This is a genomic window from Lactiplantibacillus paraplantarum, from assembly GCF_003641145.1.
Taxonomy (GTDB): Bacteria; Bacillota; Bacilli; order Lactobacillales; family Lactobacillaceae; genus Lactiplantibacillus; species Lactiplantibacillus paraplantarum.
The window spans coordinates 2,497,188-2,517,923 of record NZ_CP032744.1 but is presented as its reverse complement, the minus strand read 5'-3'; the positions used below and the strand labels follow the sequence as shown (position 1 = coordinate 2,517,923).

Genomic DNA, 20,736 nt, shown 5'->3' with positions numbered 1-20,736 from the left:
AACCTTTGAACAGTCGTTGTTCTAATGACAATTCTACTCAAATTCATATTAAACAAGTCTTAGAGTCCGTTTGTCCGTCCCGGTTTTTATGCTAAAATAGTTTAATAATCTAAAAAAACTAACGGAGAATTAACCATGAAATCAATCACCTTACACTTAGTCGTTGCTGGGGCAACGTACTTTACTCAACTTGACCGGTTCCAGGGTTGGAGCGGTACGCCATTAACGACGGCTGGCGAACAGGCAACAGCAGCGGTCGCGCAGCAGTTAGCATCGACAACGTTTGATACCGCCTTCGCTAGTGATGCGAGTCGGGCGGTTCAGACTGCGCGCATTATCTTAGGCTCACGGGCACAACCGGTTAAGTTGCGAACGTTAGTCGCGTTACGCGCGCCATTTTATGGTGGCTTTGAAGGAACTGAATGCGCGGCGGTTTGGTCAGGTTTTGCGACTAAGTTGGGTTACCCGAGTGTCGCCGCTTTTGCCGCAGATCAGACGCCTAGTGAATTGCAGACGTTGTTACATGATCACGATGCGGATGGATTGGCTGAGAGCGGGAATGAATTCTGGGATCGGTATCAGGATGGGCTGCAACAAGTCATGACTGCAACACCGGACCGTGGCAATGCTTTAATCATTGTCGATAGTGCGCCACTACGCGCAATCTATTACTTAGCGACTGGAAAGCGGGCACCTCAGCAAATCTTAACGACTAGTACGATAACTACAGTGGCTTATACTGGGGATAAGTTTGCATTACAAACCACGAAATAAGTTATCCACTGTGGACAACTAGCGGCTTGCGGTTTATACAAAAGTGCGCTACTGTGAAAATTGAGTTTAAAATTTAAACGAGGGGTTTTTAAAATGCAAGTTAATGTTATTACGAGTACGGTGGCCGGCCAAGAGACGGTCGCAACTGCGGATGTGCAAGCTTTCATGGCCGCCATGGAAAAACAATTAGGCGCAGATTTCAACTTCACGTTAGATACAGATTATGGTCAGAGTTTGACGGACCATAGCGCGGACGTTTACCTAGTTTATTTTGGCTCCCAAGCGAACTTATCCCCAGAACAACGGTCCCAAATGATCATCTTCTATTCCGATGAAGATGTGGCTAACTTAACAATCGGACGTTTTGTGGATATGCTACAACAGTTAAACAAGCAGTAGTCACTGCGTTAATCACAAGTTAGGAAGTGGCCCCATGCAATTACTAATTTTAGGTGTTATTGCAATTGTTATCTTTATCTTAGAAGAATATTTGTTCACAGCCAGTCGCCATTTTTGGATTGGCGGCATTGTTCCGGTCTTATGGACGGCCTTTTTGGCATACCTTGTCGTGGTCAATGCCATGAACTTAACGGTGCGCGAGTATGCTTTAGCAATTATCGCAGTCATCATTCCTTATGTATGCTGGGGTAACGGCTATCAACGGCATCAAAGGCGGCGGTCATGAAGATCCAACCGATAGCGGCAGCTCAAATTCCACGGGATTTACTGTTATTAGCCGATCCATCTTGGGCACAGGTCACAGCGTACTTATCGACAGGCCAATGTTATGGTTATCAACAAGATGGACAAGTGGTGGGTGTTGTCGTGTTGACAACGCTCAAAACAGGGGTGTGGGAAGTCAAAAATATTGCGGTGGCGCCCGAATATCAGCATCGCGGCATTGCTAAGGCTTTGCTGGCAACTGCGATTGCAGTCTGCCAAGCGGCGCCGACCTGTGATGAACTGCAAATTGGTACTGGTAATTCATCGTTGCGGCAACTAGCGATTTATCAACACGCTGGTTTTGAGATGATTGCGGTGTGGGTCAACTTCTTTGTGGATAACTATCCAGACCCAATCTACGAAGATGGCTTGCAGTGTAAAAGTATGGTGCGATTGAGTATGTCGACAACCGGGGAGGTGGCACAACGTGTGGAAAACGAGTCATTTACTAATTAGTTGGTTTTACGGTGCAATTGCCGTCTTCATTATCATGTTTTTTACGGCGCGTCAGGAAGTCAATCGGATCGTGTTAGAATTTAATCCGTTCGTCATTTACAGTATTATTTGTGCGCTCGTGCTGTTTCCAATCGTGAAGTATCGTTGGCCACGGGTGTTTCAAGTCTGGCGTAAGCAACCCAAGGAAATGCCGGCAACGCGACCAGATGATGAGCAAATCATTCAAGACTCCGGCCGACCATGGTCAGTAGCAGCCAAGCGGACAAAGCCTAAGCCCGTTCCAACCGCATTAACACCGCAAGTTGAAGCTAAGAGTGACTTCATGGATGGCTTTATCAACTTCTTTAAGAATATTTTGATGGCAGTTATTTTGGTTCCTTTAAGCCCGATTATTTGTGCGTATTTTTGGGTCCGGGATCGACGCCAACGGCAAAAGTAGGCGGATTTGATAATCCGTTCAGAAAACTGATCAAGTCAATTGAAGACTTATGTAGATACTGTGGATAACGGCATTAAGTTATTAACTGTGGATAAAAGTCTGGTTAACAAATAAACGAATCAACAAGTTGTTCATAACTTTGTTGATTCGTTTATTTGTTAGTTTTGAAAATGATTGTTGTATTGTTGACGGTTCTGCCTAATGACGCCAATGACCTTACATCGGCAATAAGTGAGGACACTGCAAATACAAACGAGTCATCTGTATAACAAAAAAGCAAGCCGCAGTTAACGACTTGCTGATAAGGTGTTCAAATCTTAAGGTTGGTAGTTATTAATATATTGTTTGCGGTTCTGCCATGGCCATGCTTTGACAACCCCAATCATCTTGCTCTTAGGAACGAGTCCCCAATAACGGCCATCGTTAGAGACGCTCCGGTGATCACCAAGGACAAAGTAGTAGCCCTTCGGTACGGTATTGTTGGTCACGGACTTGGCCCAGCCTTGATCATGGCTCAAACTATTGAGGGTCCAACCCGTGAACTTGCTATGGCTGTTAGCCATGAAGGAACCAGTTGTCTGTTGATACTTATTTTTGAGATAGGTTTGCTTGACTAATTTGTTGTTCACGTAAAGTTTACCGGAACTTGTGTAGCGGACCGTATCCCCAGGCATCCCAATGACCCGCTTAACATAAACGGCGTTTTTGTCGGTCTGGTTCGGATCGAGTCCGTAGGCGTTGAAGACGACGACGGAACCTGCTTTGATTTTACTAGTCTTAAAAGCCACAACGCGTTCGTTATTTTGTAAATTCGGTTGCATCGAAGTCCCATCGACTTTGACCATAGTAAACCAGAACTGACGAATCAGTAGGGCGATGATCAAGCCAATCGCAATCGGGACCACCCAGCTCATAATGCTTTTAAATGTTTTCAATGGTTAAAACTCCCTTAATTGTGTGTGTATACCTCTCATTATAAACGATAATGATTTTTTCGCAGTATAAAAAAGCTTAAAAGTTCGATTACACTTAAAATGGGGGCGATTACTTTCAAAAATGTGCGTTGATTGTGACAGTGACGTGCTATGCTGATGAAAGCGAAATGCGATTGATGGGAGGAACTAGAAGCATGAAATCACAGAAGGAACGGATGTTGGCCGGCGAATTGTACGTTGCCGATGATCCAGAATTAGGCCGCGAAAATCATCGTGCCAAACGGTTAGTACGAGAATTTAATCAAACAACCGAAGCCCAACCAGAAGAACGGCAGCGGTTGCTAACGGCAATGTTCAACAAAATTGGTGACGGGGGCTATATCGAACCGCCATTTCATACCGACTATGGGAGCAACACGACGATTGGCAAGCACTTCTACGCCAATTACGATGCGATTTTTGTTGATGTGGGGCGGATAACGATTGGCGATAACGTCTTTATGGGACCGCGGGTCGGCTTGTATACGGCGGGTCACCCCATTGACGCCGCCATTCGTGCTGAACAACTTGAATATGGTTGGCCAATTACGATTGGACACGATGTTTGGTTTGGCGGCAATGTGGTCGTTAATCCGGGTGTCACGATTGGTAGTAACGTCGTGATTGGGTCTGGTTCCGTGGTCACGCATGATATTCCGGATAACGTGGTCGCGGTCGGCAATCCTTGCCATGTCTTACGAGAAATCTCCACCGCCGACCATGAATATTGGGCTCGGCAACGGGCCGCCTATTTTGCTGATCGTGATGATGATTGATAGAAATTAATTGTACTGTGTTCATGTCATTGAAGTTTGGATTAGAAATAAGGCCGCGATATTTTTAATAATAGACATTACACCCCCTCAGCCTTAAAATTAACTTAGAAACAGGATAAGAAAGAGGCGGTAAGCGCAATGCTAAAAGATGATCAGATCGTGTGGGCAATTCACCAAATGGAAGCAGACATCGGACCAGTGGGGCCTTCCCTGGACTCGCGGACGCCGTTTCAGTATTTGATTTCAGTAATTCTGAGCGCTCAGGCGACCGATGTCTCGGTTAACAAGGTGACGCCGGTGCTGTTTGATAAGTATCCAGAACCAAAGGACTTGATGGCGGCCGATGTTGCGGATGTGGAAGCAATTATCAAGAGCGTCGGATTATTTCATAATAAGGCCCGTAACATCATCAAAACGGCGCGCATTGTCCATGAAGAATTAGCCGATGTCGTACCGACCGATCGTAAAGGTATCATGGCATTACCAGGTGCCGGCCGCAAAACTGCCAACGTGGTATTGAGTGACGTTTTTGAACAACCAACGTTTGCTGTCGATACACACGTCTCAGCCATTTCGAAACGTTTACACTTTGTCGCTCAGACCGCGACGCCCTTACAAGTTGAACAAAAAATCGTGAGTGTGTTGGCACCGGCAGAATTACATCAAGCCCATCACACGATGATTGAATATGGGCGGAAGTATTCGATGAAGTTGACGCCGGACAAAGAAGTTTGTCAATTGATCATTGACTGTGACAAGTTGAATGAGGAAAATGAGGCACTGATCTAGCAGCGTGGGGCGACAGCGAGCATGTTTTAGCCATTAGTAGAACTGCCTGTAAGTAGTGCTGGACGTGCAAGCAAAGTCAGTTTACACTAACCTCCCTTTTCCGACAGGCCGAAATTGGCTGCCCTTGACTTTAACTGGTGGGCCTATTTTTAGCAAATACGTACTGACGCGAGCATTAAGACGAGTGGTGGTCTTGATGTTCGCGTTTTTTAGTTTGTTCACGGTCGTGTTTTTCGATGCGCCGGAAAAATAAGCTATTCAGAAAGTAAGTAAAGCCGAACATAAAAACAATTAGCATTAAAACGGTCGCAATGGCTTGGGCAATCATAGGTAAGCCTCCTTGTATAATCGGCAACGACACTGGAGTTATGGTGTCACCGGTTGCTGTCATTGTACGGGTAATGCGGCGCAAAATGCAAGCGCTGACTTAAATACTAACCGTGAGTCTTGAAAATACGGTATGATAATAGTAACCGATTACATATAGGAGGCTAAATTAATGGCATACATCGAAGTACAACAAGCAACGCGCCAATTTAAAAATGGTGAGCAGATGGCCATCGCTAATCGTGATATTTCATTTGAAGTTGACCAGGGCACGGTCGTCGTGATTTTAGGCCCAAGTGGTGCGGGTAAGTCCACGTTACTCAATATTTTAGGTGGCATGGATAGTCCTACGAGTGGTCATGTGCTGGTGGATGGCGTGGATATTGCTCAGCTGAACTCACGGCAATTAACGACTTATCGGCGGCAAGCAGTCGGATTTGTTTTTCAATTCTACAACCTAGTTCCGAACTTAACGGCACGTGAAAATGTCGAGTTGGCATCGCAAATCACCAAGGATGCCCGCGACGTTGACGAGACGTTAGCCTTAGTGGGGCTGACGCACCGAGCGGATAACTTTCCCGCCCAATTGTCCGGTGGTGAACAACAGCGGGTCGCAATTGCGCGGGCAGTTGCCAAGAATCCCAAATTATTACTCTGTGATGAACCCACTGGTGCGCTCGACTATCAGACGGGTAAGCAAGTCTTACAGGTCATTCAAGATGCGGCTAAGCAGACGAAGACAACGGTCATCATTGTGACGCATAATAGTGCGATTGCGAAGTTGGGTGACCAAGTCATTCGTATCAATGATGCTCAAGTGCAGTCGGTCGAGCACAATGCTCATCCGACCCCACTTGCTGAGATTGAATGGTAGGTGCAGCGATGACAGCAGCTTATTTTAAAACAATTATGCGTGAGATTTGGTCGTCGAAAGCCCGGTTTGCTTCAATATTACTAATTATTTTCTTAGGGGTGGCTTTTTATACGGGAATTCGGGCGACCAGTCCGGATATGTCGCAGGCGGCTAATGATTATTATGCGAAGCAAAAACTAGCGACTAATAGCGTCGAGTCGACAATGGGACTGACTAAGGCTGATACACGAGTGCTAGCTCAACATGGCTCACAACTCACTTACCAAGCGACGCGCTACGTTGATGTTAATCAGTTGAACAATAGTCAAGTTGTGCGGGTGATGGCGTTACCGACAACCCAACGGCTGAATCGGTTACGGGTCGTCACGGGCCGGTTGCCAAAACGGTCCAATGAGATCGTGTTAGACGCGCAAGCACAACAATTGCAACCGAAGTTAAAAGTCGGTTCAACGTATCGAATTAGTAGTACGGCTAAGCACAATGCACAGTTCACGCGGCGAACATTCAAGGTCGTAGGGTTTATCAATTCACCAACGTATGTTGAAAATACGAATCGGGGCGTCACCAACGTTGGCAAAGGGACTTTGGACTACTTGGTCTATGTTCGCCCGCAGGTGATTAAGTCCAGTGTGATAACTCGCATTGACGTGCAATTCAAGAATTTGCGGGGTATCACTCCTTATACGGCGAAGTATCGGCGCTTGAATCGTGAGAACACCGCGCAACTCAAACGCTGGTTAAAGCCACAAGCGCGTAAGCGACAGCAGGCATTACAAGCCCAGGCCCAAGCTAAGCTGAAGCCACTAAAACAAGCGACTCAGCAACTTGCGAGTCAAGTACCAGCGGGAACGCCGCAATTAGTCAAGTTACAAAGTCAGTTGAAGCGTGCGCGGGCCCAGGTCGCGGCCATCAAAATGCCGACTTATTTGTATACCGACCGTACGGATAATCCGGGTTACACGGAATATCACGAAAATACACAACGGGTCGTGGCACTGTCGACTGTCTTTCCACTATTCTTTATCGCGATTGCCGCACTGATCTGCCTAACGACGATGACGCGGATGGTTGAAGAGTTGCGGCTACAGATGGGGACGCTAAAGGCGCTGGGATATACGAATACCGCGGTCGGCAGCGAGTTTATGATTTACGGTGGTTTGGCCGCGCTGATTGGGACCGCGCTAGGCGTCCTGTTCGGCGTCAATTTCTTCCCGCGGTTTATCGCGCAAGCCTATGGTAGTATGTATAATTTGCCCGCCATCAACGTTCAATACATTTGGATGGACATTGGTATCGCCTTAGCCATTGCGTTGTTGTGCACGTTGGGGACGGCCCTGGTCGTGCTCCGCGTGGATTTAAACAGTTTACCCGCGCAGCTCTTACAGCCGCGAGCACCTAAGGCCGGTAAGACTTTGCTATTAGAACGCTGGCAATGGCTATGGCGTCGGTTGAGTTTTAATCATAAAATCACGCTTCGTAATCTATTTCGGTATAAGCAACGGTTGCTGATGACCGTGCTCGGTATTGCGGGCTGTATGGCAATGATGATTACGGGGTTTGGCTTAAAGGATTCCATTGGTGATATTAGCGTCAAACAATTTAACGAATTGTGGCACTACGATGCTGTGGTGACGCGTAGTGGTAACGAAACTTCTCAGCAACGGCAAGCACTCAGCCGTGGTCAACTGTATCAGGCAAGTTTGAAATTGCAGGCCAAGCAGGTGACAGTTAAACAGTCTGGGGTAGCAGAACAGACGGCTACGCTCGGTATCCCGGCACCCCACCAATCGCTAAGTAAGTTCGTGGTATTACGACACCGTCAAAGTCATCAGGCCATTCATATCGGGGATAACGGTGCGGTCATCGATGAAAAATTAGCTAAGTTATATGGCGTTCAGGCGGGCGATGATTTAACAATCAAGTTGGCCGGGCAAACGGCTAGGCGGATTCACATCAGCGCGGTAGCCGAAAATTACGTCAATCACTTTATCTATATGAGTCCGACTTACTATCGCCGTGTCTTCAAGCAGGCCCCGGTATATAACACGAACTATGTCCGGTTTAAGCAAACGACGAAAAAGCGGGAGAATGCTTATGCGGATCGACTATTGAAGCAGACGGGGGTTCAGAACGTCACGCTGATGAGTACGGAGAAAGCGACCAACTTCAAAATGTTGGATAGCATGAACTTAGTCGTATTGATCTTTGTCATCTCGGCGGGTGCTCTAGCGCTAGTAGTGCTCTATAACTTAACGAATATTAACGTTTCTGAACGGATCCGGGAGCTGTCAACAATCAAAGTGTTAGGGTTTTACGACGGCGAAGTGACGATGTACATCTTCCGTGAAAACTTGATTTTGACTGTTTTGGGTATTATTGCGGGTTGTTTCTTAGGTAATTGGTTGCACGCCTATATTCTACAAACGGCCGAGACCAATGCACTAATGTTCTCACCAACGATTCATCCACTAAGTTATGTTTATTCGGCATTGTTGACCCTGGCCTTTAGCTTGTTAGTCATGGGAATGATGCATCGTAAGTTGAAGCGAGTTAATATGTTGGATGCATTGAAATCCGTCGATTAAACGTGCTTGACAGCGGTCAGCAGGAGTCAAAGTGGTATAATTAAATTGATAAGAACAGTTTAATTATAGTTAACTAGGGGATGAATGGCATGGCAGAAACGACACAGTTAGAAGCTGCTGTACAAGCATTAAGCGATATTGTCAAAATGAATACGGTTAATAATCACGAGCAATTAGTTGCCGATTATTTGGTGGCCCTTTTAAAGCAACATGGGATTGAAGCTAAAACGATTGAATACGCCCCTGAACGGGTTAATGTAGTTGCCGAAATTGGTGATGGCCACGGTCCCGTGATTGCATTAGATGGTCATGAAGATACGGTGGCGTTGGGTGATGCAGATAAATGGCACGCGGACCCGTTGGCAGCAACTATCAAAGATAATCGGTTGTATGGTCGCGGTGTGACGGACATGAAGGCTGGGCTAATGGCCGAAGTTTTTGCGATGATTGCCTTGCACGATCAGGACGTCCCACTCCATGGCACGGTGCGGTTACTCGCAACTGTGGGAGAAGAAGTCGACCACTTAGGCGCTGAACAATTGACGGAACTCGGTTACGCCGATGATATTCAAACGTTGATCTGTGCGGAACCAAGCGGTGCGGACAAACAACTTTTACTGACTAAGTCGATTCAAGCCATGTTAGGTGTTGACGGCGACACGGCGCAACGGATGGCGGCTGCTAACCCGACGACCGAACAACACTTTATCGAATTGGCGCATAAGGGTTCACTGACTTATACGATTAAAGCACAAGGGGTGGCGGCCCACAGCTCGATGCCAACGATTGGTCAAAACGCCATCGATATGTTGATGACTTACTATCAGAAGCAAACCGCCTATTTTGACAGTTTCAAGACTATCGTTAATCCCGTATTGGGCCCAACTGTGCCCGTCGTGACGTTAATTAGTGGTGGCGAACAGGTCAACACCGTCCCAGCCAGTGCCGAAATGTCAGTAAAAATTCGGACGATTCCAGAATTACGGAATGACCGCTTGATTAAGGATTTGGAAGCCATCATTGCTGAATGCAATGCCGATGGTGCCAACTTAACGATGAACATCGCAAGTTCGTTCTATCCAGTGCATACACCGGAAGATAGCCAGTTGGTTCAGTTGGCGAAGCAGGTTGGAGAACAAGTCTTACAACAACGGCTCCCGTACTTTGGCGCTCCTGGTGGGACGGACGCATCTTCTTATATTGTGAAGAGTCCCGATATGCAAGTGATCGTCTTCGGACCCGGCAATATTACGGCGCATCAAGTTAATGAATACGTTGATTTAGATATGTATGGGCGCTTCATCGAGATTTATCAAAAAATGATTACGGAATTGCTGGCGTAGTGGAAGCCGTAATAGTTGTAAATTAGATTATCATTGAGCAGGTTTCAGACACGTTGTGCTAGTTATTTAATTAGTACTAATTATGATTCAAATGTGCCGGTTAGGTTGGATTGCAGTTCGTCAGCGGTTGCGCATCCTACTCCGACCTCCGGGGCTGGGTGACAATTGCTGGAACGTAGCCGACGTCGATTTGAGCTAACGCACAAACCGCGTCATCTCAAATACGAGTCTTATTCTAAGCTAGAAGCAACCCACTTCCAGCTAAGAATAATTTGGCTACTGAGCATTGTCACCCAGCCCCTCCAGTCGGTAAGCCGCTCGAATGGCTGATGAACGGCCACATAACTTGGTACAAATGGTCGTTGGATATTCTGATACTGGAACTTCAATTAAACATTAAATCGATATTGACTGTTTTTAAACACGGATCAACTGCCACAAAAGTGTTATCAGTCTGACAGTTAAATAACAAAATTACTGTTTAAGAAAAATAACGATCAGTCCATCAAAATCTAGGTACATCCATGTCAGCCATTCTAACACTGTCCCGACTGGAAGGCGTTTCTGCCAATGCCCAGTGGTGAAATTCCACTTAGCAAGCGTCTTGTGCTTGGTTAGTGGAAGGCCAGTGTTTGAGACGTGGGCTTCGGCTCAAATCTGTGCCCACCACGTTCCGGCAATTGGCAGAAATGCCTGGAGGTCGGCATAGGACGCTCAAGCTTAGTAAGTTTACACTAATTCGAACTTATTTCCAGTGGTCCTAAGCTGGTTGCTTCTGACCTTAACCAACCGGCACGTTGAATCATGATTCATGACTAATTAACTAGCATAACGCATGATTCTACAAAAAATAGTCGCTTCAAGAATTGGATATACTACCCCTTAGGTACACAGATTAAATAATAAAAAATCTGTGTACCTAAGGGGTTTTTGTATGCGTTCAAATAGAAAGTATTCATTTGATGAAAAGATTAACATTCTTAATCTGATTGATAATAACCATACGGTGCAATCAATTGCCAGGGATCTACAAATAAATAAAAACGTTATTCATCAATGGAAAAGATTGTACGATCTCAATGGAAGTGAAGGCTTAAGGCATCAAAGAAAAAATCGCAGCTATTCTCAAGCATTCAAAGAAAGGATTGTACAGGAACATATCAAAGAAAAGCTGTCTTTTCCAAAATTAGCCACCAAGTATGGTTTGAGTAGCGCCGGGATGGTGTCTAATTGGTTTAGAGATTATACTATTGGAAAGAAAACTTATTCCAATAGAAATCCGAGGAACCGAAAGATGAAAGACGGACGCAAGACAACCCAAATTGAACGCATTGAAATAGCTCAATGGACTATCGCCAACGACTATGCTTACCACGAGGCCGCTAGCCATTTTGAGGTCTCGTATCAACAAGTTTATACCTGGGTCAAGAAGCTAAATAACGGCGGTGTGGACGCTTTAGCCGACCGCCGTGGGAAAAGTAAAGCTACGCCACTTACCGAGTTAGATATCGCTAAACTGAAAATAAAAGAATTAGAAGCTAGAACTAAACATTTGGAAATGGAAAAGGACCTGTCAAAAAAATTGAAAGAGATTCAAAGGAGAGTGAAGTAAGTGGTTGGTCATCAATCGACCGGATCTCAAAATATCAGGCAATTCAAGAACTAGCCGGTAAATATCCCATAAGTTGGTTGTGTCAAGAAGTCGGGATCAAGCGGAGGTCATATTATAAATGGTTGAACCGGACATTAACCGCTAATGAACGACTAAATGATGAGCTAGTTAAATTCATGCTTAAATTAGAAATTAGCCATAATTATATATTTGGTGTTGAAACCTTAGTTATGCACATCAACGAAGAGACTGAGTACCATGTGAATGCCAAACGTATCAGAAGATTAATGCAAGTTAACCATATCAAATCATCGATTCGCATTAGTAAACATGATCGTAAAGCGGAATATAAAGAAATGATGTCAGCCAATATCATCAAGCATGATTTTAATCAGGAAGAATCTAATAAGGTTTGGACAACCGACTGTACTGAATTAAAATACGGTAATCAAAGTCTCAACAAACTACGACTTAGTGCCATCAAGGATTTACACGATCACAGTATCGTTGCCTGGGCGATCGATGATACCGAAACGACAACACTGGTGACAGCAACTGTTAATAAAGCAATGAAAAGTAATGACCTGGCCGCCAACGAATTAATTTTACACACTGACCAAGGTTCGGCCTATACATCATTAGAATTCAATCGGGCCCTTAATAGCTATGGCATTTGCCATAGCATGTCAAGACCGGGGACACCTGGAGACAACGCGCCTATGGAGAGTTTCTGGAGTCATTTAAAAGATGAGGACTTAAGTTTTAAAACCGCATTGACCAAAGAAGAATTACTTCAAAACATTACCAAAGCAATTGACTGGTACAACAACGGTCGACGTCAAAAGTCATTAAAAGGCATGACCCCGACAGAATGTCGAAATCATGCCCTCCGATTTAAAGCATCATAATTTATATTATTTAAACTGTGTACTTGACAGGGTGTGCCATTGATTTTCAGTTCTTGAAGCGACTATTTTTTGCAGACGAGGCTACTGAACCCAATTTTAGCAAACTTGTTAACAATGGCGATGACGGTTGTGCGTTCATTAGTAGTGTGCGCTGTTCAGTTACTCGTGATGCCCAAACCGTTGCAAGTAACTCGAAAAATCTTCGTGATCCTGGGTAATGCCAGCTTCCTTTTCTTCATACCAATTAATTTTGTCGTTGAGAATTTGTAGATGATGTTGGACTTCGTTGAACTGGACGAGAAAGTCTTCTTTAACGTGCTTGAGCAGGGCCAATCGCTGGGAAATTGTGTCGTCGCCCGCTGCCCGCCAAGTGACGTATTGTTGCAATTCGCTAATACTCATGCCCGTTCCTTTGAGATGTAATAAGAATTTGACCCAGTTAATATCGGCGGTCTCATAATAGCGCCGGCCATTGTCTAAGCGATGTGGTTCAATCAAGCCCGCTTTTTCGTAGTAGCGTAGTGTGGGCGCGCTGAGACCAACGGCTTTAGCGAAGTCACCGATCGAATAACGTTCAGTGGTGGTAGTTGTCAATGTGAAAATCTCCTTTGTCCAAGCTTTTATTTGAAGTAACTTTAGCAATAACAATACCACGAAATCCTATTTTAGCAAGTTTAAACTTTATTGTTGACTTAAAGTGCACTTTAAGTTGTAAGCTGTATTCATCGATAAGTTAACAAGCAAATAATTAAGGAGTGTTTTTATTATGACAACAACTAATAACAGTGGTTTATTTGGCTTAGGTGTGAAGAATGAGGCTTACCAACAATACTTTATTGGTCAAAGTTACCTGAACGCCTTAGCCGGTGATGAGCAGGTCGACGTGAATGTTTCCAACGTGACGTTTGAACCCGGCTGTCGGAATAATTGGCATATTCATCATAATGGCTACCAAATCTTATTGGTGACGAGTGGTGAAGGTTGGTATCAAGAAGCTGGTAAGCCAGCCCAATTATTACATCCCGGCGACGTCGTCACAATTCATCCCGGTGTGAAGCATTGGCATGGTGCAACAAAGGATAGTTGGTTTGCCCACATCGCGATTACTAAGGGGACTAGCGAATGGCTCGAACTAGTTGACGATGAAGCCTACGCAAAATTATAAACGTTAAAGCAGTGATTGAAGGAGGAAGTTATTATGGCAGTTAAACAAACCGCAGGACGCGACAATTTAGGCAAATTAGCACCACAATTTGCCGCATTAAATGATGATGTGTTATTTGGTGAAGTCTGGTCACGCGAAAGCGCACTAAGTTTACATGATCGGAGCATGATTACGATTGCATGCTTAATGACCAGTGGTGATTTTCCACAATTAAAGGCCCATTTTAAGATGGGCAAGGATCATGGGATTTCAAAGGATGAAGCCGTTGAAATCGTTACCCACTTGGCTTTTTATGCGGGCTGGCCTAAGGCGTGGTCAGCAATGGCACTGATTAAAGAAGTTTACGGTGAATAGGAGGAACAGTTAGATGACAGTTAAAAACAAAGTCGTTGTGATTACGGGGGCCTCGTCCGGAATTGGGGCGACGACCGCTAAGCAATTAGCCAGTAATGGTGCTAAAGTCGTATTGGGCGCACGGCGTGAAGAACGCCTGGCCGCTTTAGTTGATGAAATCAAGGCCGCTGGTGGACAAGCGGCCTATCGGGTGACGGATGTAACGAAGTCAGCTGATGTACAAGCACTAGTTAAGCTAGCCCAAACGCAATTCGGTGGACTTGACGTGATTTTCAATAATGCCGGGATTATGCCGACATCGCCAATCAGTGCCTTACACACGGATGAATGGGACCAGATGATTGATATTAACATCAAAGGCGTCTTGAACGGGGTGGCCGCGGTCATGCCAATCTTTACCGCTCAAAAATCTGGTCAGATTATTACGACATCGTCAGTGGCTGGGATTAAGTCCTTTGCTGGCTCCGGCGTGTACGGTGCTACGAAGTTTGCGGTTCGTAATTTGATGGAAGTCATTCGGATGGAAAGTGCCCAAGAAGGCACCAATATTCGAACGGTCAGCTTATATCCAGCGGCCATCAATACGGAATTACTGCACACGATTACGGATAAGACGGCCAAACAGAATATGACTGATTTTTATCAACAAGTGGGAATCAGTCCAGCCGCCGTTGCGAACGTGGTCAACTTTGCCATTGACCAACCAGAAGATGTTAACGTTAATGAGTTTACGATTTATCCGACGAAGCAGGCTTAACTTGATTTAGCAGGTATTACCAGTCATTTGAGCTAGTTGACGATAAGTCGGAAATTTCTAAAATGTGAATTCAAAAAATACAAGCACCCGGTCTAGCGCATAATGACGTTGCTAGACCGGGTGCTTGCTGTTGTTATCGTATTAATAATGGTCAATTAGTGGGCTTACTTCAACCGTAAACCACGCTTTAAGTTGCCCCAGAAACCGAGTTCATCCGTCTGTAACATTAGCCCACCATAGATTCGGCCGATGTAGATCATACTCCCAATGATTGTTGCAATGAGAATCAGGAGTGACACGATTGCAGCGGGCATCGTTGCCATGCCGTTAATGAGGCGCAATGGCATGAAGTATGATGAGAAGAACGGAATATATGAGAAAATCTTAACAAAGAGATTGTCGGGTGTGTTCTGAAAAGCTAGGGCCATGAAAAACGCTAGCATACTCAGATAGATGACCGGTTGTGCCGCCTTACTAGCATCCGCGACCCGGGTCACCAAAGCCCCACAGAAGGCCGACGCCACGGTGTAGAGTAGTACGGCCAGTAATGCGAACAACAAGTTGATTGAGACCAAGTTGTGGATTACTTGATTGATCAAATCAGTGTTTTGTTGCCAAAAATCAATTGTGAGCGAACTACGTTGAACGAACTGCATGACGGCAAAGCCACCCACTAAGTAGACGAGCAGTTGGGTCACAATGACTAGTAAGACACCGTAAATTTTACCATTGAAGTATTTCCGCGGTGTCGTACTTGAGAAGATGACTTCCATAATCTTGGTTCCCTTGTCAGCAGCAATCTCTTGGGCTGTGATTGCTGAGTAGGTGGTCAAAATCAAGTAGACAAAGAAGACCACAATATAGAAGGAGACCGTTTTAGCCGTTTTATCTGAAGCGGCGTGTTTCTGCAATTGTTCAGTAAATTTTGGCTGGACAGCCAACGCCTGAGCCTGCTTGGCACTTAGTTGTGCGCGCTGCACGTTGCGTTGGCTTTGGACAGTGGCTAAGAACTGTTGAATCTTAGCCTTATCGCCGCTGCTGACGGCATTAGGACCAGTGAACTGCGCTTGCAACTGTTGATTCTTGGTTGTTAAGACAAGGTAGCCGGCGATGTCATTGCGCTTCGTCGCAGCCTTGGCGCTGGCGAGTGTTTGGTATTTATTAGCGGTAGCCACATGACTCTGTTTAATGAAACTTGTGCGTAATTGTGGGCTAGTGCTAACGACCGCGATGTCATTCTTACTAGCGCTAGGAGCCGCAAAATAAGAAAAGGCGGCCACGAACCCGAAGAACAAGAAGGGCATAAAAACGAGTGACAAAAAGCTCCAGGATTTGATCTGCCGTAAGTAGGTTTCAAAAGTCACGATCCAAGTCTTATTCATGGTCAACACCTCCCGCTTCAGTTCGGAAAATCTCATCCAGCGTTGGTGGCTGCTGACTGAACTCTTCAATGTAATGACCAGCAGTGACTTGATCAAAAATCGCTGGACCGACTGAAGCATCGGCAAGTTCGAGTCGGAAGCGGCGGGCCCCTTGTTGTGTAACGGTTGTGACTCCTGGTAGATCAGCCAGTTGAGCTTGCGGCCAGTCAGTCGTCAAGAAGAGGCGGGTGCGGCCAAACTGGGCGCGGACGTCTTCAACGGTACCCTTAAGGACTGTTTCGCCATTACGTAGCATGACGAGTGAGTCGCAGATAGCTTCGACATTACTCATATCATGACTGGAAAAAATAATCGCGGCGCCGCGTTGCTTAGCATCAAGGATAGCTTGTTTGAGCAGGTCAGCGTTGACGGGGTCCAAACCGCTGAACGGTTCATCCAAGATAATTAGTTTAGGATCATGAATCAAAGTACAAATCAGCTGGACCTTTTGTTGGTTCCCCTTAGATAACTTGTCAATTTTATCGGTCGGTTGTCCCTTGACTGCAAAGCGCTTCATCCATGCAGCAATTTTACCCTTGGTCACCCGCGCTGGTTGATTTTTTAACCGCGCCAAGTACACGATTTGTTGGGTGATAGTCAACTTGGACATTAGGCTACGTTCTTCGGGTAAGTAACCGATTTGATCATAGTCATCGGCGGTCAACGGTTGCCCGTTCCAAGTAATCTGACCATCGAATGAGAGAAAATTTAAGATGCTGTGAAACGTGGTTGATTTCCCCGCGCCATTTTGACCAATCAATCCCATGATTTCCCCGTCATGGACGTCAAATGACACGTCATTTAATGCTTGAACAGTCCCGAAACGCTTCTGGATATGTGCGATAGATAGCATTAGTTTGTCCCCCAAAATTCTTGAAATAAAGTCATTACGTGTTGTGCGAGCTAATTAGTCATGAAATCGGATTAAAACGTGCCAATTAAATCAAAAGCAGCCAGCTTAGGCCCGCTGGAAAAAATGCGAGTTAGCGTAAACATGCTTTGCTAGTTCGTCCTACGCCGAACTCCAGGCATTTCTGCCAATTGCTGGAACGCGGTGGACACAGATTTAAGCCGCAACCCACGTCTTAAATACTGGTCTTCCACTAACCAAGCAAAGGACGCTTGCTAAGTGGAATTTCACCGCTGAGCATTGGCCGAAATACCTTCCAGTCGGAATAGTATTCGAATGGCAGACATGTGCGTACCCAACTTTTGCTGGATTTGTCATTGTTTTTCATAAACGTTAATTTTGTTAATCAACTGTCAGACTGAAAATGATATTGAGCCAGCTCACGAATCCTGAATCGATGTAGTAAACTTTAGTCTCTCGACAAAGTACTAATGCACCTAACGCTTTGTTTAAAGTTTCAGTATCAAAATAGCCAACGATAAGTTATACCAAGTTAAGTGGCCGTTCATCTGCCATCCAAGCGGCTTCCCGAAACGTGTTCGGTGCCACTGAAGCCTGTGTTCGCTACGCCAAGACCACATTAATCCGTTGGCTAGGCAATGCTCAGCTTCAACCCGTAGCCTCTCACAGGCTTTTAGACTGGAGGGGCTGGGTGACAATGCTCAGTAGCCAAATTATTCTTAGCTGGAAGTGACCTTCTTCCGGCTTAGAATAAGACTCGTATTTGAGATGACGCGGGTTGGGCGTTAGCTCAAATCGACGTCGGCTGCGTTCCAGCAATTGGCACCCAGCCCCGGAGGTCGGAATAGGACGCGCATCGGCTGACGAATAACAATCTAAACTTGGCACGTTTTAATCCGAATTAGTTCTCATAACGACTAGCACAATTAGCAATCATAGTTTGGTTTTATGATGACATAGTTGATTCGGTGTGACAAGGGGGCACGCTTGGTTTTAAGCTAAGCTACTTGGTCACGCCGGCGTTTTCCAAGGCCAATAGGGCGCGCTTCATTGGTAAGCCACCGCGATAACCGCCTAGTTGACCGTCCTTACGGCAAATACGATGGCAAGGAATAATGATGAGAAGTGGATTTTTACCAACGGCGCTGGCGACGGCTCGGACGGCGGTAGGCCGACTAATCATCGTGGCTAACTGTGAATAAGTTGCGGTTTGGCCGTATGGAATACGAGTTAAAGCTTGCCAAACTTGTTGTTGTAAAGGCGTGCCTGTCGTCTGGTCAAGGGGAACTTCAAAATGCCGGCGGTGGCCAGTTAAATAGTCGTGTAACTCTTGACTTGCCTGTTGATTAGCTTGTTGATCATACTGAATATTAGCGGATTTGAAGAAGGTTTGCCATTCGTCACGTGGACCGTTGGCACGGCCAACAAAGGCTAAACCGGCGGGCGTTGCACCCAGCCAGTAAGTTTGCTGGTTAATGGTTGTTTGGGTCAATGTTAAGTGCATGCTTGAACCCTCCATCTCAATTAGGATAGCGTTAGTATAACAGAATTTGTAGTGGCTGAACTTTCAAAATCTTGCTTTTTAATCCTTGGTTAGCGCACTGATTAAACTTTGCGCGTATACTGATAGTCATCAGGAAGCGGAGGTGCGGGGATTGGAGAATTTAACAAGGGCCGATGTCATGTGGCGAGCTATTTGTAACAACGATGCAACGGCGGATGGTCAGTTTTTTTATGGTGTGACGAGTACGGGGATTTTTTGTCGACCCAGCTGTCACTCACGTTTACCTAAGCGGGCCAATGTACGTCTATTTAACAATGCTGATGGTGCCCTAGCGGCTGGTTTTCGTCCCTGCAAGCGTTGTCGACCAACCGGAACCATTGTAGCAGCTAGCGAGTGGGTACAAACGATCAAGCAAATTATTGAGCAGCACTATGCGGAACCGTTAACGCTGAGCGAGTTAGCACAACGGGCACATGGCGCGCCGTTTTACTTGCACCACGTTTTCCAACAACAGACAGGGCAAACACCAATGGCCTATTTGCGGTTAATCAGATTGGCACATGCCCGCGATTTGTTAACAACTACTGATCAACCAATTGCCACGATTGCATCAGCCTGTGGGTTTCAATCGGCAGCCTATTTTAGTACGCAGTTTAAGCAGGCTTATCGACAAACGCCACGGCAATTCCGACAACAATGCTAGCATGACTAATCCAAGTCTTTGAACTGAAATGAAAATATTGTTAAAGAACATGGTTATACCAACCAGTTCAGCGTGGTTGTACGACATAAGTGAAATGCTAAAAAGCTAGCGCAAACGATGGTCTGTTTGCGCTAGCTTTGAGGTTATGATATAGCTAAATTTAATAATTGCAGATACTGATTAGTACCAGCCGTTTACTTGCCAGAACGCTTTAGCAGCGGTCCATGAGCCGTAACGACCAGCGACGTATGCGTCGGCAGTCGCTTCTTGGTTGGCAGCAGAATAATCACCATTCAAGAGAACTTTACCAAGTTGGTATTTACCGTAATAAATTCCGTTGGTTGCGGTGTATGAGCCACCGGATTCACGAGCAGCAATCCAGGCCTTGGCTGCAGCTTCAGATGTACTAGTCGAACTAGTCGTTGTGCTCGTCGCTGAACTAGCTGTGTTTGAACTAGCTTGACTGGCAGTTGTGCTGCTGGTAGTTGCACTACTGGTTGCTGCTGAGCTAGCGGTAGTTGTGGTGCTTTGGCTAGTTGCCGTCGTACTTTGACTAGCCGCGCTTTTTACTGAACTAGCACTGGCTTGACTAGTACTGCTTTGGCTAGCTGCCGATGTGGCACTTTGACTGGTTGCACTAGTGACTGAACTAGCGCTAGCTTGGCTAGTACTGCTTTGACTGGCGACTGTTGATGTACTCTGGCTAGCGGCACTAGTGACTGAACTAGCGCTGGCTTGACTAGTACTGCTTTGGCTAACAGCTGACGTGGCACTTTGACTCGTCGCACTAGCGACTGAGCTGGCACTTGCCTGACTAGTGCTACTCTGGCTAACGACGGCCGTGGTACTTTGACTCGTTGCCTTAGTCACTGAACTGGCGCTAGCTTGATTCGTACTGCTTTGGCTAACGGTCGAAGTGGTATCGGTACTTACCGCGCTACTGGCTGTATTAGCATGGATTTGAGTGCTTGTACTAGTTGCTGTAGCGGTGGTAGTTGGAGTCGCTGCTGAAGTAGTGGTCCGCGTCATCTTAACCGTCTGGTGCTTATTGACTTGCAGTTTGTCCCCAACGTAAATTAAGTTGACGTTCTTCAAGTGGTTCAACTTTTGAACGGCAGCAACCGTGGTTTTGTGGTTATCGGCAATTTCACTGACCGTGTCACCAGCTTTGACCGTCACCGTATCTGCCTTAGCAGCGGTAGCACCAAGGGCAATGGCACCAGTTGTCGCTAATGAAGATAATAATAGGTGTTTAATTTTCATATAATTGATTCACTCCCAAACTAGAATAGACTTCCTTTAAAGTTTACCATCATGTAAGCGGTTCGTTAAGCGCAATTTGCTCACCGACGGATTTTTTATCAAATAAAGCATGTCCGAT

General features: G+C 45.8%; 23 protein-coding genes. 16 read left to right on the top strand and 7 right to left on the bottom strand.

What is annotated here, in order from left to right; all coding sequences use genetic code 11:
- Positions 1-135: 135 nt before the first annotated feature.
- From LP667_RS12465 to LP667_RS12445, 5 genes are all read left to right on the top strand, one after another.
- Positions 136-774: a histidine phosphatase family protein gene (locus tag LP667_RS12465; RefSeq protein ID WP_056988541.1), complete on the top strand. Its 639-nt coding sequence runs from the start codon at positions 136-138 to the stop codon at positions 772-774.
- Positions 775-867: 93 nt separating this feature from the next.
- Positions 868-1,173: a hypothetical protein gene (locus LP667_RS12460; protein ID WP_003642142.1), complete on the top strand. Its 306-nt coding sequence runs from the start codon at positions 868-870 to the stop codon at positions 1,171-1,173.
- A 34-nt stretch (positions 1,174-1,207) separates the two neighbouring features.
- Positions 1,208-1,459, top strand: coding sequence for a hypothetical protein (locus LP667_RS12455; RefSeq protein WP_021731841.1), 252 nt, complete (start codon positions 1,208-1,210; stop codon positions 1,457-1,459).
- A complete protein-coding gene (locus LP667_RS12450) occupies positions 1,456-1,953 on the top strand; it encodes a GNAT family N-acetyltransferase (RefSeq protein ID WP_021731842.1) in 498 nt (165 codons plus the stop codon). Before LP667_RS12455 ends, LP667_RS12450 begins: the two co-directional genes overlap by 4 nt.
- Entirely contained in the window at positions 1,925-2,392 is a 468-nt protein-coding gene (locus tag LP667_RS12445) for a hypothetical protein (RefSeq protein WP_021731843.1), read from the top strand. Before LP667_RS12450 ends, LP667_RS12445 begins: the two co-directional genes overlap by 29 nt.
- A 317-nt stretch (positions 2,393-2,709) precedes the next feature.
- On the opposite strand, the gene lepB is transcribed toward LP667_RS12445, so the two are convergent.
- Positions 2,710-3,327, bottom strand: a complete 618-nt coding sequence (gene lepB, locus LP667_RS12435) for a signal peptidase I (protein WP_003642138.1) — start codon at positions 3,325-3,327, stop codon at positions 2,710-2,712.
- Between the two features lie 194 nt (positions 3,328-3,521).
- On the opposite strand from lepB, the gene LP667_RS12430 reads away from it, so the two are divergent.
- Together LP667_RS12430 and LP667_RS12425 are read left to right on the top strand one after the other, a co-directional pair.
- Positions 3,522-4,142 carry a sugar O-acetyltransferase gene (locus tag LP667_RS12430; RefSeq protein WP_021731844.1) on the top strand — a complete coding sequence of 207 codons (621 nt, stop codon included), beginning with the start codon at positions 3,522-3,524 and terminating at the stop codon, positions 4,140-4,142.
- A 138-nt stretch (positions 4,143-4,280) separates the two neighbouring features.
- Entirely contained in the window at positions 4,281-4,931 is a 651-nt protein-coding gene (locus tag LP667_RS12425) for an endonuclease III domain-containing protein (protein ID WP_021731845.1), read from the top strand.
- A gap of 175 nt (positions 4,932-5,106) precedes the next feature.
- On the opposite strand, the gene LP667_RS16785 is transcribed toward LP667_RS12425, so the two are convergent.
- Positions 5,107-5,259, bottom strand: a complete 153-nt coding sequence (locus LP667_RS16785; RefSeq protein ID WP_003642135.1) for a hypothetical protein — start codon at positions 5,257-5,259, stop codon at positions 5,107-5,109.
- A 171-nt stretch (positions 5,260-5,430) separates the two neighbouring features.
- On the opposite strand from LP667_RS16785, the gene LP667_RS12420 reads away from it, so the two are divergent.
- The 5 genes from LP667_RS12420 to LP667_RS12400 all read left to right on the top strand — a co-directional run bounded on the left by LP667_RS12420 (position 5,431) and on the right by LP667_RS12400 (position 12,580).
- Positions 5,431-6,132: an ABC transporter ATP-binding protein gene (locus tag LP667_RS12420; protein ID WP_021731846.1), complete on the top strand. Its 702-nt coding sequence runs from the start codon at positions 5,431-5,433 to the stop codon at positions 6,130-6,132.
- Entirely contained in the window at positions 6,126-8,717 is a 2,592-nt protein-coding gene (locus tag LP667_RS12415) for an ABC transporter permease (RefSeq protein ID WP_033609506.1), read from the top strand. Before LP667_RS12420 ends, LP667_RS12415 begins: the two co-directional genes overlap by 7 nt.
- A gap of 80 nt (positions 8,718-8,797) precedes the next feature.
- Positions 8,798-10,060: an ArgE/DapE family deacylase gene (locus tag LP667_RS12410; RefSeq protein WP_050584275.1), complete on the top strand. Its 1,263-nt coding sequence runs from the start codon at positions 8,798-8,800 to the stop codon at positions 10,058-10,060.
- A gap of 934 nt (positions 10,061-10,994) precedes the next feature.
- Positions 10,995-11,672 (top strand): helix-turn-helix domain-containing protein, encoded by a 678-nt coding sequence (locus LP667_RS12405; protein ID WP_021730107.1) that lies wholly within the window; start codon positions 10,995-10,997, stop codon positions 11,670-11,672.
- Positions 11,642-12,580 (top strand): IS3 family transposase, encoded by a 939-nt coding sequence (locus tag LP667_RS12400; RefSeq protein ID WP_392389831.1) that lies wholly within the window; start codon positions 11,642-11,644, stop codon positions 12,578-12,580. Before LP667_RS12405 ends, LP667_RS12400 begins: the two co-directional genes overlap by 31 nt.
- 159 nt (positions 12,581-12,739) lie before the next feature.
- Here the strand turns inward: LP667_RS12400 and LP667_RS12395 are convergent, their stop codons facing one another.
- A complete protein-coding gene (locus LP667_RS12395) occupies positions 12,740-13,174 on the bottom strand; it encodes a MerR family transcriptional regulator (RefSeq protein ID WP_021732287.1) in 435 nt (144 codons plus the stop codon).
- Between the two features lie 172 nt (positions 13,175-13,346).
- Here LP667_RS12395 and LP667_RS12390 point away from each other — a divergent pair, with 172 nt between their 5' ends.
- From LP667_RS12390 to LP667_RS12380, 3 genes are read left to right on the top strand one after another with little or no spacing between them, the layout of a single operon-like run.
- On the top strand, positions 13,347-13,745 hold the full coding sequence (locus LP667_RS12390) for a cupin domain-containing protein (protein WP_021732286.1): 399 nt from the start codon (positions 13,347-13,349) through the stop codon (positions 13,743-13,745).
- 33 nt (positions 13,746-13,778) lie between these two features.
- A complete protein-coding gene (locus LP667_RS12385) occupies positions 13,779-14,099 on the top strand; it encodes a carboxymuconolactone decarboxylase family protein (protein WP_021732285.1) in 321 nt (106 codons plus the stop codon).
- Between the two features lie 13 nt (positions 14,100-14,112).
- Entirely contained in the window at positions 14,113-14,856 is a 744-nt protein-coding gene (locus LP667_RS12380; protein WP_021732284.1) for an SDR family oxidoreductase, read from the top strand.
- A 164-nt stretch (positions 14,857-15,020) separates the two neighbouring features.
- Here LP667_RS12380 and LP667_RS12375 read toward each other — a convergent pair whose 3' ends face one another.
- From LP667_RS12375 to LP667_RS12365, 3 genes are all read right to left on the bottom strand, one after another.
- Complete coding sequence (locus LP667_RS12375; RefSeq protein ID WP_021732283.1) at positions 15,021-16,238, bottom strand: ABC transporter permease; 1,218 nt, start codon at positions 16,236-16,238, stop codon at positions 15,021-15,023.
- On the bottom strand, positions 16,231-17,130 hold the full coding sequence (locus LP667_RS12370) for an ABC transporter ATP-binding protein (RefSeq protein WP_021732282.1): 900 nt from the start codon (positions 17,128-17,130) through the stop codon (positions 16,231-16,233). The genes LP667_RS12375 and LP667_RS12370 overlap by 8 nt, the downstream gene beginning before the upstream one ends.
- 1,021 nt (positions 17,131-18,151) lie before the next feature.
- Positions 18,152-18,652, bottom strand: coding sequence for a methylated-DNA--[protein]-cysteine S-methyltransferase (locus LP667_RS12365; RefSeq protein ID WP_021732281.1), 501 nt, complete (start codon positions 18,650-18,652; stop codon positions 18,152-18,154).
- Positions 18,653-18,830: 178 nt separating this feature from the next.
- On the opposite strand from LP667_RS12365, the gene LP667_RS12360 reads away from it, so the two are divergent.
- A complete protein-coding gene (locus LP667_RS12360) occupies positions 18,831-19,355 on the top strand; it encodes a bifunctional transcriptional activator/DNA repair enzyme AdaA (protein ID WP_033609583.1) in 525 nt (174 codons plus the stop codon).
- Positions 19,356-19,535: 180 nt separating this feature from the next.
- On the opposite strand, the gene apf is transcribed toward LP667_RS12360, so the two are convergent.
- A complete protein-coding gene (apf, locus tag LP667_RS12355; protein WP_056988594.1) occupies positions 19,536-20,618 on the bottom strand; it encodes an aggregation-promoting factor in 1,083 nt (360 codons plus the stop codon).
- Positions 20,619-20,736: the final 118 nt, after the last annotated feature.